The 20813-nt window shown below is 73.1% G+C and carries 11 protein-coding genes; 2 read left to right on the forward strand and 9 right to left on the reverse strand.

Annotation, left to right across the window (positions count from 1 at the left end):
- Positions 1 to 122: 122 nt before the first annotated feature.
- From HC031_RS21240 to HC031_RS21265, 6 genes are all read right to left on the reverse strand, one after another.
- The gene (locus tag HC031_RS21240) at positions 123 to 2024 is read right to left on the reverse strand and encodes a DUF2207 family protein (protein WP_167927140.1); all 1902 of its coding nucleotides are present in this window, start codon (positions 2022 to 2024) and stop codon (positions 123 to 125) included.
- Positions 2025 to 2051: 27 nt separating this feature from the next.
- On the reverse strand, positions 2052 to 2621 hold the full coding sequence (locus tag HC031_RS21245; protein ID WP_338090766.1) for a LemA family protein: 570 nt from the start codon (positions 2619 to 2621) through the stop codon (positions 2052 to 2054).
- A gap of 97 nt (positions 2622 to 2718) precedes the next feature.
- Positions 2719 to 4560 (reverse strand): hypothetical protein, encoded by a 1842-nt coding sequence (locus HC031_RS21250; protein ID WP_167927141.1) that lies wholly within the window; start codon positions 4558 to 4560, stop codon positions 2719 to 2721.
- A gap of 9 nt (positions 4561 to 4569) precedes the next feature.
- Positions 4570 to 5106, reverse strand: coding sequence for a DUF3558 family protein (locus HC031_RS21255; protein WP_167927142.1), 537 nt, complete (start codon positions 5104 to 5106; stop codon positions 4570 to 4572).
- Positions 5107 to 5123: 17 nt separating this feature from the next.
- Positions 5124 to 6539 (reverse strand): hypothetical protein, encoded by a 1416-nt coding sequence (locus tag HC031_RS21260; RefSeq protein ID WP_167927143.1) that lies wholly within the window; start codon positions 6537 to 6539, stop codon positions 5124 to 5126.
- Between the two features lie 122 nt (positions 6540 to 6661).
- Positions 6662 to 9805 (reverse strand): AfsR/SARP family transcriptional regulator, encoded by a 3144-nt coding sequence (locus tag HC031_RS21265; protein WP_167927144.1) that lies wholly within the window; start codon positions 9803 to 9805, stop codon positions 6662 to 6664.
- Between the two features lie 279 nt (positions 9806 to 10084).
- Between HC031_RS21265 and HC031_RS21270 the strand changes: the two genes are divergently transcribed.
- Positions 10085 to 11506, forward strand: a complete 1422-nt coding sequence (locus HC031_RS21270; protein ID WP_167927145.1) for a dihydrolipoyl dehydrogenase family protein — start codon at positions 10085 to 10087, stop codon at positions 11504 to 11506.
- Between the two features lie 43 nt (positions 11507 to 11549).
- On the forward strand, positions 11550 to 13037 hold the full coding sequence (locus HC031_RS21275; protein WP_167927146.1) for a DHA2 family efflux MFS transporter permease subunit: 1488 nt from the start codon (positions 11550 to 11552) through the stop codon (positions 13035 to 13037).
- A gap of 1474 nt (positions 13038 to 14511) precedes the next feature.
- Here the strand turns inward: HC031_RS21275 and HC031_RS21280 are convergent.
- From HC031_RS21280 to HC031_RS21290, 3 genes are all read right to left on the reverse strand, one after another.
- The gene (locus HC031_RS21280) at positions 14512 to 16800 is read right to left on the reverse strand and encodes a glycoside hydrolase family 3 N-terminal domain-containing protein (protein ID WP_167927147.1); all 2289 of its coding nucleotides are present in this window, start codon (positions 16798 to 16800) and stop codon (positions 14512 to 14514) included.
- Positions 16801 to 16816: 16 nt separating this feature from the next.
- Positions 16817 to 19120, reverse strand: a complete 2304-nt coding sequence (gene bglX / locus HC031_RS21285; RefSeq protein WP_167927148.1) for a beta-glucosidase BglX — start codon at positions 19118 to 19120, stop codon at positions 16817 to 16819.
- Positions 19121 to 19265: 145 nt separating this feature from the next.
- On the reverse strand, positions 19266 to 20381 hold the full coding sequence (locus HC031_RS21290; RefSeq protein ID WP_167927149.1) for a hypothetical protein: 1116 nt from the start codon (positions 20379 to 20381) through the stop codon (positions 19266 to 19268).
- Between the last annotated feature and the right edge of the window lie 432 nt (positions 20382 to 20813).

The raw sequence follows: 20813 nt of genomic DNA on the forward strand, positions 1-20813 counted from the left end.
GAGGCCGCCGCCCGGTTCCCCTACGTGGCCGCCTACCTGCCGTTCAACCGCCTCAAGGACGGAACCGTCCACGACTGGTGACGGCCGGCATCGCGCTCAGGCGGCGGCCGGCGGACGGCTCGTCAGCCGTCGGACGCCAGCCGCTTGAGCGCGATGCCGAGCAGCGGCAGCACGCGGAACAGGCCCGCACCGCCCGCACCGGTACCTACCGCGAGCTCGACAACCAGGTCGCCGAGTCGGGCCGTAACCCGGTCCTTCCCGATATACGCCTCGTCGGCCACCCGTGGCAACGGACCACCGGCGGTCCGCCGAGCGGCCAGGACGCCGGCACCGCGCTCCCCCCGACTGACTTCGATGGTGAGGGCGGTACGGCCGTCGCTGTCGTTGAAGCACGCCGCCTGCACCAGATCGGCGTCGGACATCGGTACCCGATCGGGCGTGACCGCCCGGCCGAGGACACCGGCCACCTCCTCGGCGGTGAGCAGATCGGCGGTACGCAGCGATTGTCCGGTGGCCCGGTGTGACGCCGGCGCGACCGGGGTGCCTCCGGCGGAGTCCGGCGTCACACCGGGAGCGCCACCCGCGGGGCTCGACGCCGCGGCGATCAGCTCCTCCTCGCCGGCGCTGGTCACCTCCGCCGGTTGCGACCAGCCCGGCCCGAGCCGCTGCAGGGCGACGTCGACGACCCGCCGCGTCCAGGGCCGGATCCGGGCGGTGACCACGTCGCCGGTCCGGCAGCGGTCGGCTATCTCCGCCGGCAGGATCCACGCCCGGGTGCGGTCGGCACGTCCGTCGTCGACGACCAGGTAGTACAGGCTCGGGATACTCCGGCGGCGGTTGTCGCTACCGACCTGGCGGGTCCGCCAGACCTGATGCCACAGCACCTCGCCGGTAACCGTGACCGGCGCGACGGCGTCGAGCAGGACCCGCACCGCGGTGTAGCCCGCGTATCCGAGCAGCGCGGACCCGACCAGGGTGAACACGACACCGACCGGGTCGGACTCGAACAGCCCGTGCCACAGATCCCTGGGCGGGGCGAAGTTCCAGCCGATGACGGCGGCGATGGCCGCCCGGAACAGGATCCAGCCCGGCCGCTGCCCGTAACGGGGCAACAGGCGTGGGTAGGTCACGGTGACCCGCCGCCACCCGCCGGTGTAGGACGACCAGATCCGCTTGCGGTCGGCCAACCCGAGGTCGATGACCTTGCTGGCGACCCGGGTGACGCCGAGCGCGGCGCCGTACGGCAGGTACCGGTCCCAGACCGTCACCGCCGCGGGCGGTAGGTCGGCGAACGACTCGTGCCCGGCCAGCCAGTCGCGGACGCCCAGCCAGCGGGCCGCGACCGCCCGCCCGGCCGCGGTGTCGCGCTCGCCACCCACCTTTGCGGCGACGCCGCACAGGGCCGCGGTGACGACCAGGAACAACCCGGGTACGGCGCTGTAGTCACCGTCGTCACGACGCATGTAGTGCGCCGCCCCGGCGGTGACGCCGGCCGCGGTGAAAGCGGCGAGTACCGACAGCGCGGTCACCACGGTCGGGGACAGTCGCCGCTGGGAAAGCTTCAGCCGGCGCGCGTCGGCGATGACGGCGACCCGGAACCGGCGGGCCCAGGCGGCGGCGCGTTTGGCGTCGTCGAACCCGAGCGCGGTCAGCGGGACGACGCCGCCGACCGCGCGCTCGACGACGCGGTCGTAGACCTGCCGCTCGTACGCGGTCAGCTGCACCGGGGGTTCCCCGGTGACGTGCACGGTGGTGTGCCGGGGATCCGGACCGGCCTGGCGTAGCTCGAGGCAGCCACGCGCGACCAGATCCAACAGCGTGGACTCCGCCGCGTCGACGGTCACCTGCCACCGGTTGGCGAGCAGGCTCACCACCGCTGGCGGCTCCGTGCCGGGCAGGTCCATCGTGGCGGGACCGGCGGCCACTCCGGCGGGACGGGTCAGCACCCGCGCTCCGGCGTACGCGGCCAGCCACACCGCGAGGCTCACCGCCGGCAGTCCGAGCTCGATCAGCAAATTGATCATGGCGTCACCCGATCCCCGTGGTCGGCGTCAGAACCGGACCGACACGTCCGCGCGCTCGTCGCCCGCGGCCTCGAAGTACGGCTCGGGGTGGAAGCCGCAGATACCCGCGATGATGGTGGTCGGCACCGTCTGGATGGCGGTATTGAGCGACTGAACGGCGCTGTTGTAGAACTGCCGGGCGTAGGCGATCTTGTCCTCGGTGCCGGACAGCTCGGCCTGCAGAGCCAGGAAGTTCTCGTTCGCCTTCAGCTGCGGATACGCCTCGGCGAGGGCGAACAGCCGCCCCAGCGCCTGGGTCAGCACGCTCTCCGCGCCGGCCTGCTCCTGCGCGCCCTGGCCGGCAGCGGCCGCCGCCGCGGTCCGGGCCGCGGTGACCGCCTCCAACGTGCCGCGCTCGTGCGCCGCATACCCCTTGACCGTCTCCACCAGGTTGGGGATCAGCGAGTGCCGCCGCTTGAGCTGTACGTCGACCTGGGCCCAGGACGCCTGCACCTGGGTACGCAGTCGAACCAGCCGGTTGTAGGCGGCGACCGCCCAGCCGAGCACCACCACAACGAGCAGCACCAGCGCCGCCATGACCACTATTCCGGATCCCACCGCAGTCACCTTTCCTTCCACACCTACCGGCGCGGTCGTCGCGGTAGGCACACATCGTCAATCACGCTCCAGCAGCCGCCGGGCTGAGCGGTCGTCGTCAGGGACAGCTGGCGTCCGGCGCCGGGCGGATGGGCATCGAGACCGAGCCGATGTCGCCGTCCACGCGTCCCGTCAGGGTCATGGTCTTGCCGTCGACGCTGACGTCCGCCTCGGTGTCGCTGGTGATGTTCGGCGGAAGGACCACCACCTCGTCGGGCTTGATGTGCACGGTCCTGGTGCCGCTCCCGCCACCCATCGAGAAGCTGACCGGGACCTCCTTCCACGGCACCGGGAAGGCCGACTGGATCCCCCCGACCCGGAACGTGCCCTTCCAGGTCCCGTACGGCCCGTCGCACGCGACCAGGTCGACGATCCGGCCGGCCAGGGCCACCGTCTCTCCCGACTCTGTCCTGGTCTCCGGCCGGTCGAAGGAGACCCGTACCGCCCGACCGCCGGAGGGCGACGGCCCCGGTGTGGCCGACGCCGGCGGCTCGTCCGCGAGGTGGTACTCGGCGACCAGGCGGCCCTGGCCGGTGAAGTCGGTCATCGCCGCGATCTTCGCGAGCGGATCGCCGAACACGCCGGTCAGGGCTGCGTAGACCCCCGAGGGCAGCTGCTTCGTGATCGCACCCTCGATGAACGCGCGAACCTTGTCGACGTCCTGCCGCTTGACGGTCACCCGCAGCACGACCTGATCGTTCGCGATGCGCCTGCCGCGGTGGACGTCCTCCGACTCGCTCGCCATGACCAGGCTGAATGTCGTGCGCTTGCCCGCGTCCACCTTCGTGTCCTGGTTGTAGGCCGGACTGGCGTGCCTGCCTCCGGCCACCACCTGCCACGCCGCCGCCGAACCGGCCGCGCCGCCCCGCGGCAGGTCGATGCCCAGCAGCGTGGCGCACTCGCGGACCTCGGGTGAGAAGACGTCCCCGCCGCGGTCGTCGACGGTCCCGATCGCCTTCACGCCGCTGATCTCGGCGCCCACCCGGTAATGGGCGGTCGCCGGCTGCGTGGCCACCGAAACGGTCCACTGGCGCAGCGCCGCGACGACCGTGACGGCCAGGGCGAGGGTGCCGATCGCCGAGCGCAGGGCCTGGATGAACGGGATCCGCTCGATGAGGTCCTTCGCCGCGCCGAGGCCGAGCGCCAACCCCTTGGTCAGGGCCCAGGAGATCGCCGCCTTCAGGAACGGGATGTCCGGCAGGACCCCGACGATCGCCGCCGCGATCTTCTGCAGGGTGGTGGTGAAGAACGCGCTGAAGTCGCCGCACGGACCGGCGGCCAGACGTGGGATGGGCAGCGCGGCGGGCCGGGCAGGGGCACCCGCGGGCCGGTCGAGGGCGGCCGTCGCCACCGCGGTCGGTTGCCCGGTCGCCGCCGGCGCCGTCGCCGTCGCCTCTGCGACGAACAGCGTGAGCACGATCGTCGGGAACAGCAGGGAGCGGGGCTGCTCGAGATCCTGGCCCGCCATCAACGTCCGGGACCGTTCGGCGCCCGGTGTCTTCGCCGCGGCGACATAGCCGGCGAGCACGAACGAGAACGGTACGGACTCCGGCGGCATCGGCAGCATGTCGTCGATCGCGTCCGCGCCGATGCCGCCACCGCCGTCCGCGTCCTTGGCGAGGTTCTCCACCTGGGAACGCAGCAGCCGCAGCGGGCTGGCGGCCTTGGGCGTACGGATGGGCGCCGTCGCGGTGGGTCCGTCGTAGACGCCGACGCCGGCGGCGGCCAGCGCGTCGATCGCGCCGTTGACGCCGATGGACGCCGCGCGGGTGGGTCCCGGCTTGCCGGCCGGCGCGCCGCCACCGGTGCAACCGGCCAGTCCGACGGTGACGACGAGCAGGAACGACACGAGCGAAGCCCATCGGGGACGCCGTGCTGCCGCGACGTTGTCGAGCATCACGTTCCCCCCTCAGAGCCGGCCAGCCACCGTGCGCGCCAGGTTCTCGAGCGGCTGGCGGTTCTCCGCCGGGTCGTTGAGGCGTACCAGCCGGATCGAGACCCAGGTGCCGGCCTTGCGGACGAAAGCCGCGCCGTCCTCGGCGTACGCCTCGTCGCCGACGCCGGACAGCTGGCGGATCTCGTGGCCGAGGGTTCGGTCGATGTCGAGTTGCTTCTTCGCCCCGTCGCCGACGTACACCTCCACCTGCGCGGTCGGCCCGGACACCGGACCGCTGTACGTGCAGGTCTCCCGGACCCGCTTCGCGGGGTCGAGCGGCGTGCCGGCCAGCTGCTGCGCGTCCTGCTGTGACACGAGGGCGCACGGGTCGACCGCGGCCGCGGTCGCCGGTGCCGTCGCCGCCGCCGAGTCGGCGGCGGCGGTGGCGGTGGCGGCAGGCCGGGCGTCCGACCGTGCGGGCGGACTCCCCCCGGCGTCCTTGCCGCACCCGGCGAGCACGCCGGTCGTCAATACCGCCATGCAGACAAGCGCGGTACGGGTGGGGGTCATCGGGGCAGTCTCCTCTGTCAGCCTCGGCACAGCGGCACGTCCGGTTGCGTCTGTTGCTTGTGGACGAACGGGGTCAGGATCTCCTTCTCAAGCTCGAACTTCGCCTTGCGCAGCAGCTTTTCCAGCGCATCGGTGACGGCCGACGACAACGACAGGCCGAACCCGCCGCCAACCTTGCCGTCGAGGGTCGCGCCGGTGCACCGGGCCAGCGGGGCACCGAGCGCCGAGCCGTTGGTCACGCCGACATCGACGACGAGCTTGATGTACGGGCCGGCGCTGGCGACCGGCACGCCGATGCCGAGCTGGACCTTGAACTCGATCGCGACGGCCACCCCGCTGACCCCGACGGAGAGCCCCGTGATCGAGTCCAGGAGGCTCCTGCTCACGGCGAAGCTCGGCGTCACGATCCGGCCCTCGACGACGCCGACCGTACCGTCGACGCGCCATTCGCCGTCGGCCTTGACCGTGGTGTTTCGGCCGCTCAACGCGGTGGCCACGATGATCTTCCAGCTGGTGCTGAAGACGAACGGCGTGCCGGCCACCGGGATGGACGCTTCGACCGGTACCTCGAACCGGATCTTCCGGTTGTCGTCCGCGCCGTTCGCGGCGCCGGCGGCGATGCTGATGCCGACGCTCTTGAGGCCCTCGAGGGCGACGGTCGAGAGGGGGTCCAGGACGCCGTTCGTGATCCGCACGTCCAGCCGTAGGCGCAGGTTGCTGACCTTCGCCGAGAAGTCGACGAAGACCTTGAGCGCGTCGTCGGCCTTGCGGCCGAACTTCAGGCCGAGCACACCGGGATTGCGGTACGGCTGGGCGTCCCAGCCGGCGATCGACACGGTGACGTTGCCCTCCCGGGCCGGCGGCAGGACACCACCGTCCGTCCGGGCGGGCCCCATCGGGTGCAGCACCGCGTTACTCGTCACGGCACCGCTGCGCAGCGCGGTCGTCGTCGTCACCGTCGGCGCCGCGCTCGCCGGCGGCTCCGTCGGGACGGTCACCGCGCCGGGGAAATCGGGGATCTCCTGGTAGACCAGCGCGCCCTGGTCGATGTCCCGGTCGACGGTGAAGTGCGCGTCGCGGAAGACCTCGGTGAGGGTCACCGGCGCGAGCGTGACGGCCAGGTCCGCGCCGACGCGCCGCACCTCGACCGCCCGTCCCACGGCGCGGCTGGTGACGTACACCACCTTGCCGACCCTGACGCCGTCGGCGCCCCGCGCGTTGCCCGCGATCGTCCAGGTCAGGCCGTTGCCGGTCGCCGACCGGATCACGTCCGGCCCACCCTCGACGAAGACGACGTCCGGCTGATAGGTGATCGACCGGTCGCGCGCGGGTCCGTTCCCGTACGTCAGCGCTGCCTTCGTCGCCGGGACAGCTGTGGTCCCCCCGCGCCCGTCACCGCACCCCACCGTACTGATGACGAGGAGAACAGCCACGACCAGCGCGCATGGTCGCCTCATCCTCATGTACCGATCCGTTCCCCCGACGCCAGGCAGCGGCCCGGTGCCGCCCGCGACACATCATCGGCGGCGCTGTTCGGGGGCTGTTCAGGAATTGTTCAGGTGGCCGACCAGGCCGCCGTCGGCTCCGTACCGGCCGCGGGGAACCCGGCGGGCTCGACATCGATCTCGCGCATCCGCTCGACGTACTCGCGGTAACGCCGGCCGGCCTCGCCATGCCGCCCGGCCGCCGACAGCGCGCTGATCAGCCCGAGGTGGGCCGGCTCGTCGTAGCCGTCCTCGATCGTCAGTCGGAGGTACCACCCCGCGGCGTCCTCGGGGCGGCCCAGCCGCAGGAACCGTCGCGCGAGCCGGCGGATCACGTCCCGGTGCAGCTCGGCCAAGGTGGCGCGGGGCCGGTCGCTCCACTCCCCCGTGCCCTCGTCATCGGCGCAGAAGTCCCCGGTATACAGCCCGGCGATCTCGGCGCCGGCCACCGGATCGCGACCGTCCGTGCCGGCCGCGGCGTCCGCGGCGACGGCCGCGCGCGCCGCGTCGTGGAACCGGAGCGTATCGAGGACGACATGCTCCGTATTGAGACGTACGGTGGCGGGGTCGGAAGCCAGGTAGTGGTCGGCGGGTTGACGCCGGTCCGGGTCCAGCACCGCCCGTACGGTCGAGATCAGGACCGACAGGCGGCGGTTGGCGACCTCCGCGCGCGCCTCCGGCCACAGCAGAGCGGCGAGCGCCTCCCGGCCGATCGGCCTGCCGAGCTGGCCGGCCAGCACCTTGACCAGTTCACGCGCCTTACGGGACTGCCAGCTCGCCGGGGATACCGGCGTACCGGCCAGCCGGACGACGAAGTGTCCCAGGGTCTGGACCGCCACCTCGGGGACCGGGCGCGGACCGATCGCTGCCAGCGGGCCGGCGATGTGCCAGGCGTCGTCGCGTACCCCGAGCCGGTGCAGCCGCTCGCGCGCCATGTCCTCCGCCACCGGATCGCCTCCGCAGCGCGCCCGTAGGAGCGCGTTGACGGCGAGCGCCACCTCGTTGCCGGCGTCAGCCCAGATCGCCGCCGCCTCGGCCAGGCCGACCGCACGACGGTTGGCGTCCCGACCGGGACCGCCCCCGGGTTCCGCTCCGTAGGCGGCCAGCGCCGCCAGCTCGATCGCCTCGGCCAGGCCTACCGGATCGCGCCGGCGACCGGCCTCCGACCGGGCTTCCACCGCGTGCCGACCGGCCGCTGCGGCGTCGCCGGAACAGAGCGCGACCCAGCCGGCCGCAAGCTCCGCGGCGACGGGGCCGGCGGCGCTGGGCAGCGTCAGGGCCCGGCGCGCGTACGCTCGTGCCTCGGCCGGGTCATCGGCGAAGCTGGTCCGCGCCAGCCCGGCCCAGGCCGGTACCAGAACCTGGGTGTTGCCGTCCGGCTCGGCCATCACCAGCGCCTGCCGGTAGGCGGCGGTCGCCTGCCGGGCGGAACCGACGGCCTGGTGCACCCGGGCGGTCATCAGCAGCCCGAAGGCGGCCAGCGGAGAGCCGTGCCGCTGCCAGAGGGTGACCGCCTCGTCGGCGTCGGCCCGCGCCCCCGCCAGCTCGCCCAGCCCCAACCACGCCTCGGCGCGGTTGTGCAGCGCCAACGCCAGCAGCGTCGGCTGCTCGGTCAGCGCGCCGAGCCGGATCGCCTCGGTGAGCTCGTCCACCGCCGCCCGGTAGCGCCCCTCCTCGACCAGGCGAGAGCCGACGTTGGCGCGGATACGCAGCTGCTGGTCGACGTCACCGGCCCGTTGCGCCGCCGCGAGCGCCCGGGTGTAGGCGTACTCGTTGGCGGCCCGGTCGCCCTCGCTGAACGCTGCCAGCGCCTGCGCGAGATAGGCGGCCGCGATCGCCGCGTCGTCCCGGCTGTCCTCCGCGGCGCGCACCGCCTCGTCGGCGAGCTGGCGGGCGCGGGCCTGGTCGCCCCGTGCCCATCGCACGGCGGCCCATCCGGCCAACACCCGGGCCCGGTCGCGCAGCGCGGACGGCGATTGCAGCCGGTCCGCCGGGCCGTCGGCGGCACCACCGCCGACATCGGGAGCCGACCGTTCGTAGAGCGACTCCGCCGCGTCGAACTCGCCGCGTTGATGCAGCAGCACGCCGAGCTGCCAAGCCAGCGCCGCGGGCAGCGGCGCCGCCGGCGGGATCGCCGCGACGTAGCGCAGCGCTTCGTCGTGCTGCCCGTCGCGCAGGGCCGACTCCGCCAGCGCCAGATCGGCATCGGGTACCCCGACCGGTCCACCCAGCACCATCCTGGCCACCCGCAGCGGCCCGCGTTCGTCGCCGGCCGGCCGCCGCGCACCGGTCAGTCGCCGCAACGCCCAGTCCCGCACCGGTTCGAGCTCCGTACGCAGTGCCGGATCGACGTGCCGTACCGCCGACAGCGCCCGCATCGCCGCCAGATCGCCGTCGTCCAGGGTCGACGCGAGCTCGGCCTGCCGGTGGTCGCCGCACAGCGGCTCGATGTCGTGGGGCCGGTCCGCCGGCCCGACCGGATCGGATCGGCCCCCGGCCGACGCAACCGCGAGGAACGTCGCGGCCGTGACGACGCTGGGCCACCCCCCGCAGTGCGCGACGATGCCGTGGACCGTGGACTGATCGGCGGCGACGCCGGCGGAACGCAGCACCCGCTGCGCCTCGGCCGGTGTGAAGGCCAGCTCGGCCGGCCCGAGGTCGGCGGGCCGGCCGGCGGCCTGGGGCTGGTCGGGTGGGGACGGAAGCGGCACTCGCCCGGCGGTGACCAGTGCGGCTGCCTCGGGCAGCGCCCGAACGAGCGCGTCCAGCAACGTGCTGCTGCCGTCGGAGCCGAGCAGGTGCGCGTCGTCGACGACGAACGTGACCGGCCCGACAGCGGCGGCCCGAAGCGCGTCGGCCAGCGCGGCGCCCAGTACGGCCGGCGCCGCGACGCCGGCCGGCTCGGGTACGTCGACGCCGAGCGTGCGCAGCGCGCCCGCGAACGCGTCGAACAGTACGGTCGGGTCGCGGTCCTGCGGGCCCGCGGTGTGCCAGGCGGTCAACCGTCGCGCGGCCCACTCGCGCAGCAGCACGGTCTTCCCGGCGCCGGGCCCCGCGACGACGCTCGTCAGTCCCCGACGGGTGAGCAGGTCCAGCCGCCGGAGAAGCCTCGGCCGCACCAGGTTCACCGGTGCGCACCGCGGGCCGGCGTCCGACCGCTGTTCGGGCGTACCCGGCCGGTCGGAGCCGCCCATCCGGGCCGGCGCGTCCGGCATCGCGGCAGCGTCGGCCCTGCCGGCCGTGGGCGAAATTCCGCCATTTGGCACGGTTCGCGGCGCTGAGCGATCCATGCGAGGCGTCTCCTGCGTTCCTGCTCAATGAGGCTCGGGGCCTCGCCGATCTGCTTGTGCACAGTGTAGAGGTCATTCTCGATGCTGTTCGGGGATCGGCCCTGGTCGCCCTAGGTGCGGCCGCCCGGCCGAAATCACCGGTTCAATCGCCGCCTCGTTGGGGAGGTCACCCGGTGACCTGACCGTCAGCGCCGGAGGGATGTCATGCCGGACCAGGACGAGATCTTCGACGTGATCGTGATCGGTGCCGGACCCGTCGGGTTGAACGCCGCCGCACGCGCCGTACGGGGCGGCCTCACCGCCGTCGTCGTCGAGGAACGCCTGGCCGGCGGCGAGTGCGAGTTCTACGCCTGCATACCGAGCAAGGCGCTGCTCTGGCCGATGGAGCTGGCGGCCGAGGTGGACCGGATGCCGGGGCTGGCGTTACGCGGCCCCATCGACGCCCCCGCCGTGCTGGCCCACCGCGACGAGACCGTCTCCCACCTCGACGACCGCCACAACGTGACCTGGGTCGACAACCTCCCCGCCACGTTCGTGCGGGGTCACGGACGCCTCGCCGGGCCCCTGCGGGCCGAGGTGACCACCCCGGACGGCGCCCGGGCACTGCGGGCCCGGCACGCCGTCGTCGTCGCCACCGGCAGCGACCCCGCGATCCCGGACATACCCGGGCTGCGGGACGCCCGCCCGTGGACCAACCGGGAAGCGACCAGCACTCATCAGGTGCCCGAGCGGCTGGTGACGATCGGCGGCGGGCCGGTGGCCTGCGAGATGGCCCAGGCGCTGCACTCCCTCGGGTCGGCGGCGACGACCATGCTCGTGCGTCGCGACCATCTGCTCGAGCGGGCGGAGCCGTTCGCCGGGGAGATGGTCGCGCAGTCGTTCCAGCGGTCCGGCATCGACGTACGGTTCGGCCGCTCCGCCACCAGGGTGGAGCGGCCGGCACCGGGCGGCCCGGTGACCGTACACACCGACGACGGCGCCCGGGTCGACGCCGACGAGATCCTCCTCGGCACCGGCCGCCGGCCGGCGGTCGACGACCTCGGCCTGGACACCGTCGGCCTGCAGGCAAAGGGGCCGATCGAGGTCGACGACAGCATGCGGGCCGTGGACGTACCCGACGGCTGGCTGTACGCGGTGGGCGACGTCAACGGCCGCAACCTGCTCACCCACATGGGCAAATACCAGGCCCGCGTCTGCGGCGACGTGATCGCCGCCCGCGCCAAGGGCGAACCGGACGACCGGCCGGGCATGCGCGACACCGCCGACGAGCGGGGCGCTCCGCAGGTCGTCTTCACCGAACCGCAGGTCTGCATGGTCGGGCGCACCGAGGCCCGGGCCCGCGCCGACGGCTTCACCGTGCGGACCGTGGAGTACGACATCGGCGCGGTCTCCGGCGCCGAAGTGCGCGGTGTCGGGTACACCGGCCGGGCGAAGATCATCGTCGACGAGGACCGCCGTGTCCTCCTCGGCGCCACCTTCGTCGCGCCTGACATCGACAACCTGTTGCACTCGGCCACCGTCGCGGTCAACGCGGAGGTCGCCCTCGACCAGCTCTGGCACGCCGTCGCACCGTTCCCGACCGTGAGCGAGGTCTGGCTGCGACTCCTGGAGGCGTACGGTCTGTGACGGTCACGCCGCCACCGACCGCACCAGCGGCCCGCTCGCGCTGATGGCCGGCGGCGTGGCCTACGCCAGCCCACGCGGCAGGTGGGTGCTCCTGGCGACCGTGCTGGGCTCGGGGCTCGCCGCCATCGACGCGACCGTGGTGGGCATCGCGCTGCCGGCCATCGGGCGCGATTTCCGTGTCGGCCTGACCAGCCTGCAGTGGATCGTCACGGGATACACCCTCACCCTCGCCGGTCTGCTGCTGGTGGGCGGCGCGTTGGGCGACCGGTACGGGCGGCGCCGGGTCTTCGTGACCGGTGTGCTCTGGTTCGCCCTCGCCTCCCTGCTGTGCGGCCTGGCGCCCGACGCGGAGATCCTCATCGCCGCCCGGGCGCTGCAGGGGTGCGGCGCGGCGCTGCTCACGCCGAGCAGCCTGGCCATCATCGAGGCGACGTACGTACCGGCGGACCGGGACCGGGCCATCGGCGCCTGGTCCGGGCTGGGAGGTCTGGCGGTCGCGACCGGACCGCTCCTCGGCGGCTGGCTGGTCAGCAGCGTCTCCTGGCGGTACATCTTCCTGATCAACATGCCGCTCGCCGTCGCGGTCACCTGGATCTGCCTGCGGCACGTGCCCGAGACGCGGGACGCGACGGCGACCGGCCGCATCGACGTGGCCGGCGGACTGCTCGTCACGGTCTCGCTCGTCGGCCTGTGCTTCGGCCTGACCGAGGGGGCCCACCTGGGCTGGACCTCACCGGCGGTCGTGGGGGCGCTGGTCGTCGGGGCGGTGCTGTTCGTCGGGTTCGTCGCGCGGCAGCGCCGCGCCGCGCACCCGCTGCTGCCGCTCGCACTGTTCGCCAGCCGACGGTTCAGCGCCACCAACGCGGTCACCTTCGTCGTGTACGGGGCGCTCGGCGCCGTGCTGTTCCTGCTTCCGATCCAGCTGCAGCAGGTCAGCGGGTACAGCCCGCTCGCCGCCGGTACCGCGCTGCTGCCGGTCACGCTCATCATGCTGCTGCTGTCGGCGCGGTCCGGGGCACTTGCCGGCCGGATCGGGCCACGGCCGCAGCTGGCTGTCGGCCCGGTCGTGGTCGGCGCCGGCATCGTGCTGCTGGGCCGTATCGGGCCGGGTGGGAGCTACGTGACCGAGGTGCTGCCGGCCGTCGGCGTGTTCGGTCTCGGGCTGGCGACCACGGTCGCGCCGCTGACCGCGACGGCGCTCAGGTCGGCGCCGCCGGAGCGGTCCGGTGTGGCGTCGGCGGTCAACAACGCCATCGCCCGCGCGGCCGGGCTCGTCGCGGTCGCGATTCTGCCGGCTGCCGCGGGTATCGGCGAGCTGACGTACCTCCACCCGGCGGCGTTCGCCACCGGGTTCCGCACGGCCTGTTACCTCGCGGCCGCCGTCTGCGTGCTCGGTGGCCTGCTCGCGGCGGTGACGATCGGCCGCGCCGAACGACCGGCGGTGCCCGCACCGCCGTCCCCGGCTGTCCGGGAAGCGGAGCCCGGGCGCCGCAGGTTCCACTGCGGGCTCGACGCCACCCCACTCCAGTAGCCGCCCCGCGCACATACGACGACCAATATGTTTACGCAAGGGTCTTGGCTATTTAAACTGCGGGAAATCGCGAGTCGACCGGCGACCTCGGCGTCTCCACCTCGGGTCCTCGCCGCGCCCGGCGGGTGTGGCCTTCACCAAGCCACGGTGCGGCGACAAGCGCGGGATCCCGTTCGCACTCCGCACCATCCACCACGCGGAAGCGAGGCGAATCCCGGCACCCACACCAGCGATCAGTGTCCCCTTCGCGCGAACCGCCAGTCCACACGTCCGGTGGATCGACTCTTGGCGCGTCGTCCGGCCATGGCGAGGTCCTGCCTGCCGGGCGGCGGACTTCGCTCGCCCTACGCCGGGATTCTCCCGCGGCGAAAGGGGCGCCGCCATGAAGTTCGAGCGTACGGCATTTCTGGTCGCCGTGACAGCACTCCTCACGCTCGTCGGCACGTCGATCGGGGCGCCGGCCGCCGGCGCCCCGGCACGCGCGGAGCGGATGGCCGTGGCCCCGATGCGGTACCGAGGAAACATGACGCCCTACGACACGCCGGCGGCGAGCGACGTCATCCAGGCGGCCGTGTTCGACCTCGATCGGGCATCCGGCACCGCCGCGGAGCTCGCCGCGCGCCTGCGGACCATGCGCGACAGCGACCACGTCAACACGATCAACGTGTACGCCCTGGATGGCTGGGACGACGCCCGCAAGGACGCGCTCCTCGCCGCGCTCACCAACCTGCGCCTGAAAATGATCGTCAGGCTCGAGCGGTACGACACCACCCGGTTCGCCTTCGCCGTCACCGATCTCGACTACGTCTTCGCCTGCTACGACCCGCTGCTGCGGTACCTTTCCACCGCCGGGCGCGGCGACCGGGTGGCGTACTTCGCGCTCAACATGCCGGTCGACGACCCGGCCGTGCAGCAGCGGCTGGGCGGCATCAACTCGGCGCTGTCGCGCCAGCGCCAGCAGCAGTACGCCCAGGCGTTCGTGGAACGGCTGCGCACCACGCTGTACCGCGACGGCTCCGCGGGCACACCGCGGGTGTACCTGAGCGTCTTCTACGGCTGGGACAGCTCCTACGACCTGCCCTCGTACGCACCCGCCGGGTCGGACGGGTACTTCCTGACCAACTACAGCTACCCCGGCGCCACCATCCCGGACGAGAACGCGCCGGACGCCCAACTGATCAATGTGGACCGGCTGCGGATCGCGGTGCGGCGCTTCACCGACCAGTACGGGGCGGCGCCGGTCGTCGTCGAGTACGGGTTCCACACGGTCGAGTTCAACGGCGGCACGCCGCCCGACCAGACCGCCGGCCTGGTGGCGACGATCCGGGCCAAGCAGCGGGCGCTGCCGGCCACCACCCGGTTCTACCGGGACACCATGGCCGGCCTGCGGGGCACCTCGTACTTCGCCTACAACCTGCTCACTGAGGAGGGCAACCCGCCGGCCCTGCTGGACTGGACGCTGGACTACTCGTCGCTACCGGCGAACGGTCCCGGGGCCGCCGACCGGGGGCGGCTCGGCGGTCAGGGGCCCGCTGGCGAAGACGTACGCCCCGGGCTCGACGCCGGCGTGCCGGTCGCCGTCGACGTCACCGGTGACGACGGCGAGCCGGGACCACGGCACGGCGATGGAGACGCGGCGCGACTCCCCGGCGGCCAACGTCGTACGGGTGAAGCCGACGAGGCGCTTTCGTGGCACGGCGACCGCGCTGACCGGTTGCGAGACGTAGACCGGTACGACCAGGTCCCCGGCGCGGGTGCCGGTATTGGCGACCGGCACGGTCACCGTGACCCCGCCCGGTGTCGCGGCGGCCGCCACCGGGCCGATGGTGTAGTCGGTGTAGGACAGCCCGGCGCCGAACGGGAACAGCGGCTGGTAGGTACCGCCGGGGGTGCCGCTCGTGGTCGGCAGGGTGAGGTCGAGGTAGCCGCTGCGGTGGTCGGCGCCGCGCAACGGCCAGGAGACCGGTAGGCGCGCGCTCGGGTTCACCGCGCCGAACAGGACGTCGGCGACCCCGTTGCCGCCTTCGGTGCCCGGCCGCCACGCCATCACCACCGCCTGCGGCCCGACGGCCCCGGTCGTCGGGTCGACCAGGGACCCGAGCGCGAGGGGGCGGTCGTCGAGGACGACGAGCACCACCGGCTTCCCGGTCGCCAGCAGCGCCCGGACGAGGGCCTGCTGGTCAGCGGGCAGGGTCGGATCGCGCGAGTCGTTGGGGCCTTCCGCGCCCGGCGGGTCGCCGACGACAGCGACGTACGCGTCGGTGTCCCCGGCGGCGGCCACCGCTTCGTCCTGGCCGGGCGCGTACCGCACGTGGGGGTCGGCGTTCGCGAGACCCGCGCGCACCGTGACCGCCCGTACCGCGCTGTCCGCCGGTACGCCCTGCCAGCCGATGCTCCAGCCGCCGAGGGTGTCGCGCACGCTGTCCGCACCCGGCCCGGTCACCGTCAGCCGGGCGTCGCCCGCGAGCGGCAACAGCGAACCGGCGTTGCGCAGGACCACCGTGGACTCGGCGGCCGCGCGGCGCGCCAGTTCGGCGTGCGCGCCGAGGGTACGGTCGGCCTGCGCCGCGTCGACGTACGGCCGATCGAAAATGCCATTGGCGAACTTCAGCGTGAGAATGCGCGCGACCGCCTGGTCGATGCGGGTCATCGGGATGAGCCGGTGCGCGACGGCCGCCTTGACCGCGCCGGTGAACGCGGCGGCGTCGTCGGGTTCCATGGTCATGTCGATCCCCGCGTTGATCGCGATCGCCGCGGCGTGCTCGTAGTCGGCGGCCATGTGGAAGTTGTTCAGCAGGCCGCGTACGGCGCCGTAATCGCTGATAACCACGCCGGAGAACCGCAACTGCCCGCGCAGGACGTCGGTGAGGAGGTACCTGGAGCCGGTGACCGGTACCGAGTCGACGGTGCCGTCGTAGGCCATCACGGTGTCCGCGCCCGCGGCGATCGCGGCCCGGTACGCGGGGATCAGCCGGTCGGCGAGTGCCCGCCAGGACACGTCCGCGTCGGCGCGGTCCAGGCCCGGGCCGGAGCGGCCGGAGCCGATGAAGTGCTTGACCGACGAGGCGAGCAGCGGGTTGCTTTCCAACCCCCGCACCGAGGCGGCGCCGAGGGTCGCGACCAGGGTGGGGTCCTCGCCGAAGGACTCGTAGTAGCGGCCCCAGATCGTGTCCACCGCGAGGTCGACGTCGGGGGCGAACGCCCACCGCACATTGGTCGCTACGGCGTCGGCGGCGGCCGCCCGCTGGAGGTCGCGGACGAGGGCCGGGTCGTAGCTCGCGCCCAGGCCGAGGTTGTGCGGGAACAGGGTGTCGCCGAGCACGTTGCCGTGGCCGTGCACCACGTCCGCGCCGTACATGATCGGAATGTGCAGGCGGGTGTCGTTGATCGACGCGTGCACCAGCGCGTTGATCTGCTCGGCCCAGTGGCGCGGCGTGTTCGCCTGCCCGCTGCCGAACGGGGCGCTACCGGCACCCGACAGGATCGAGCCGACACCGTAGGTGCCGACGATGGGGCGGGCGCACCCGTCGTCTATCCCGTTCGGACACTCCCGCAGCACGTGGCCGACCTCGATCTGCACCAGCTGGCCGACCTTCTCGTCCAGGGTCATCCGCCGGACCAGATCGGCGGCGCGCGCCTGCGGCGCGGCGGTCGGGTCCAGGTAACGGGGCCGGGCGGCGGCGACCGCGGCGCCGCCGCCCGGTGCGAGCAACAGCACGGCGGTCGCGGCAGCGGCCACGGCTCGGTGATTGAAAACCGACATCGGTACCACCGGATCCTCAGGTCAGCACGAGCGACTGGGTGAGGTCGGCGGTCGAGCTGCCGCCGACGAAGATGTCGATGACGCCGGGCTCGACGAGCAGCTCCCCGGTGCCCGAGTTGCCGTAGAAGCCGACGTCGTCCGCGGCGAGACGGAACGTGATGGCGATCTGCTGCCCCGGGTCGAGCGTCACCCGCCGGAAGCCACGCAGCCGGCGCACCGGCTGGACGACGCTCGCCGCCCGGTGGCGCAGGTACAGCTGTACCACCTCGTCGCCGGCGCGCGGGCCGGTGTTGCGGACCCGCACCCCGACCTCGACCTGGGCGCCGGCGCGCAGCCGGGCCACCGCGATCCGGGCCGGGCGTACCGCCAGGTCCGAGATGGCGAAGGTGGTGTAACTGAGGCCGTACCCGAACGGGTAGAGCGGCCCGTCGGGCAGGTCGAGGTACTTCGAGGTGTCGCGGTTGTTCGGGTCGGCTGGCCTACCGGTGTTCTCGTGGTTGTAGTAGATCGGAACCTGGCCAACGTCGCGCGGGAAGGAGGCGGGGAGCCTGCCGCCCGGGTTCACGGCACCGAACAGTACGTCAGCCACGGCGTTGCCGCCCTCGACGCCCGGGTGCCACGCCTCGAGGATCGCGGGCGCGGCGGCGTCGACCCCGGCGAGGGTCAGTGGCCGGCCGTTGACGAGCACGACGACGAACGGTCGGCCGGTGGCCGCGATCGCCGACACCAGCGTCGCCTGCACGCCGGGCAGCCCGATGTCGCTGCGGGAGCCGCCCTCGCCGGTGAGGTCGGCGGATTCGCCGACCGCGACGACGGTCACGTCGGCGGCCCTGGCCGCCGCCACCGCCGCCGGGATGCCGCTTTCGTCGGTACCGGTGACCGCACAGCCGGCGGCGTAGGTGACGCGGGCGGCGGGCGCCGTGGCCCGGATCCCTTCGAGGATGGTGACCGGCGGAAACAGCCGTGCGCCCTTGGCCGCCCAGGTGCCGGCGAGGTCGGGAGCGTTGTCGCCGAGCGGGCCGACCACGGCGATCGAACCGACTCCGGTCGACAGCGGCAGCAGCGCGCCGGTGTTCTTCAGCAGCACCATGCAGCGGGCGGCGATGCGGCGGGCCGCGGCCCGGTCGGCGGGTGCCGGCGCCGTGATCTCCCGCGACTCGTCGACGTACGGCCGGTCGAACAGCCCGGCGCGCGCCTTCACCCGCAGGATGCGCAGCACCGCGTCGTCGAGCCGGCGCATCGACAGCCTCCCTTCGGCCAGCAGCCGCTTGCCATGGGTGACGAACTCGGTGCTGACCATCTCCATGTCCACCCCGGCGGTGAGCGCCAGCCGGGCGGCGTCGGCGCCGTCGGCCGCCGCCCCGTGAGTGATCAGCTCCGCCACGCCGGTGTAGTCGCTGACCACGAAGCCGTCGAAGCCCCACTCCCCCCGCAGCACGTCGGTGAGCGTGTGCCGGTTGCCGTGGGCCGGCACTCCGTTGATCGTGTTGAAGGCGGCCATCAGGGTGGCGGCGCCGGCCCGCACGGCGGCCCGGAACGGTGGCAGGTACAGGTTGCGCAGGCGCTGCTCGGAGACGTCCACGGTGTTGTAGTCGCGGCCGCCCTCGACGCCGCCGTACGCGACGTAGTGCTTGGCGCAGGCGGCCAGTCGGTCCGGGGCCGAGTAGTCGCCGCCCTGGTACCCGCGGGTCTTGGCGACCGCGAACGCCGAGGCGAGGTACGGATCCTCGCCGTACCCCTCGGCGACCCGTCCCCACCGCGGCTCGTGACTGACGTCGATCATCGGGGCGAAGGTCCACCGCAGCCCGGCCGAGCCCGCCTCCCGCGCCGCCACCGCGGCGTCGGTCGCGGCGACCTCCGGGTCGAAGCTCGCGGCCTGGGCCAGCGGGATCGGGAACGTCGTCAGGAAGCCGTGGATCACGTCGAACCCGAACAGCAGGGGGATGCCCAGCCGGGACTCCTCCACCGCGACCCGCTGCAACGCGTTGATGGCGGCGGCGGCGTCCAGGCCGAGCACCCCACCCAGCAGCCCGGCGCGCGCCGCGGCCGCCGCGTCGGCGGAGTTTCCGAGCGACTGTTGCAGTTGGCCCAGCTTCTCGTCCACGGTCATCCGCCGCAGCAGCCGGGCGAGGCGCGCGTCGAGCGCCGGGTCGGAGGTCGGGCGCGTGAGGTCGGGCCGGGGTGCGGCGCCGGCCACGGCGGGATCCGCGACCGCGCCGGCCGCTGCGCCGGCCGGATCCACGACCGCGCCGGCCGTTGCGCCGGCGACCACCGTCGCGCCCAGAGTCTTGAGAACACTTCGCCGCGTGAGGTCAGCCATGCCAGGATCCCCTCGGGCTCACCAATGAGAGCACGACGTTAGGCAGGTCCGCGTGGCCGGACAACACACTGATTGATTTACATTAATGGTTGCTAAAAAGGACCGAATCTGACCGGTTCAGCGTTGCCAGAGCGTCACCGAACAATTACCGTCCGGTTTTGAGTCCCGCCTCCGGGTCCAGCGCGAAATCGACCTCGCCGGCGGGGGAACCCTCCACCTTCACGATGTTGTATCCGAAGTAGACGGTTCCGCGCGGGCGCGGGCGGCAGGACCGGTAGAACCGGGTCGTCGCCAGGAGCGCCCGGAGCTTCGCCGCGCGGTCGCGCACCAGCCCGGCCGCCTGACCCGACACCGCCGTGTGGAATCCGTACTCGACCACGACCGGCGCGGCACCGTACTGGCCACGGAACCGGTCGACGATCCGCCGCAACCCCGCACGGTTGATGAGGACCGCGTCGGGCGAGCGCGCGTCGGGCACCGGCCCGGCGGGGTAGCTGTAGTTGGTCAGGACGTAGCCGTCGGGGTGGGCGGGCGCGTACGACGGCAGGTCGTAGCTGGCATCCCAGCCGTAGAAGACGCCCAGAAACACCCGGGCGGCCGGAAAGCCGTTACCGGCGAGCACCGCCCGGACCCCCGCGACGAGCGTCCGCGCGTACTCGGACTGCCGCCGCTTCGACACCGTGGAGTTGACGCCGTCGACGCGACCCTGCACCACGGGGTCGTCCACGGGCATGTTGAGCATGACGTACGCGATACTCTCGCGCCGGCCCGGCGCCGACACGTACGCCAGGAGCCGGCGGTAGGCGCCCACGACGGCCTCGGCATCGCCGGGCCGGAACGCGAAGGTGGCTGTGTCGTAACCCTCGACGCGCACGACGGCCGACATGCCGAGCCGCCGCAGGTGCGCGAAGAGCAGATCCTTGCGCGCCTGTCCGCCGTCGGGGTCGAAGTCCTCCAACCCGTACAGGCTGACGGTGTTGACGTGGTACCGGTCCCGCATGGTTTGCAGGTCGCGGCCGAGCCCGACGCCCGCGTCCGGCACCAGCCGCAGGTCGAGCGCCGCGCCCTGGATGAACCGGCTCGCCGGGCGCGGGTCCGGGTACGGCGTCAGGACGCCACCCGCGCACCCGTCGGTGCGGCAGGCCGGACCGGGCACCGGCCGCGCGTCGCCACCCGGAAGCGTCACGACCGCGATCGCCTCCAGCACCACGGCGAGCAGGAGCGCCGAGGCGCGCAGCGGTGCGACCGGGCCACGACCCACCTCGCCCCTCCCCCCGCCCGGCATCCATGCCGCCGACGGCCGGTTCCACCCTAGCCGCCGACCGCCGGCGCCGGCACGGCGGTGACGGCCGGCGAAACGAATGCCGAAATCGTGGCGGCCAGCCTCCCCGGCGGCCCGGTCGCTTGCACATTCGAGCATATTCGATACCCCCCTGAACGCTTTACGGGCGGGCAACCGGCCGTTCAATCATCCGGCACGCAAGGCCTGTCACGGCGGGTCGACCTGTCGTAATGCCGAACGCGCGGAATACGTCTGTTGCCTTTTGTTTTCCGACTGCACACCAAACGCTTCGGCATTGGTGGTGAGCTATGCCACACCGGTTTATCCGGAGCAGCCGGCCCGATAGTCTCGGCGTCGCGACCACGTCGTGGAGCAAATCCGTGGGGCGGCCATAGTGACCGTCCGCCCGTA

It is taken from the genome of Planosporangium thailandense (genome assembly GCF_011947195.1).
Lineage (GTDB): Bacteria > Actinomycetota > Actinomycetes > Mycobacteriales > Micromonosporaceae > Planosporangium > Planosporangium thailandense.

Excerpts from the sequence above, each read along its gene's own strand:
- HC031_RS21240 (WP_167927140.1), bottom strand. The coding sequence starts at position 2,024 with ATGATCAATTTGCTGATCGAGCTCGGACTGCCGGCGGTGAGCCTCGCG.
- HC031_RS21280 (WP_167927147.1), bottom strand. The coding sequence starts at position 16,800 with ATGTCGGTTTTCAATCACCGAGCCGTGGCCGCTGCCGCGACCGCCGTG.
- HC031_RS21270 (WP_167927145.1), top strand. The coding sequence starts at position 10,085 with ATGCCGGACCAGGACGAGATCTTCGACGTGATCGTGATCGGTGCCGGA.
- HC031_RS21265 (WP_167927144.1), bottom strand. The coding sequence starts at position 9,805 with ATGCCGGACGCGCCGGCCCGGATGGGCGGCTCCGACCGGCCGGGTACG.
- HC031_RS21255 (WP_167927142.1), bottom strand. The coding sequence starts at position 5,106 with ATGACCCCCACCCGTACCGCGCTTGTCTGCATGGCGGTATTGACGACC.
- HC031_RS21275 (WP_167927146.1), top strand. The coding sequence starts at position 11,550 with ATGGCCGGCGGCGTGGCCTACGCCAGCCCACGCGGCAGGTGGGTGCTC.
- bglX (WP_167927148.1), bottom strand. The coding sequence starts at position 19,120 with ATGGCTGACCTCACGCGGCGAAGTGTTCTCAAGACTCTGGGCGCGACG.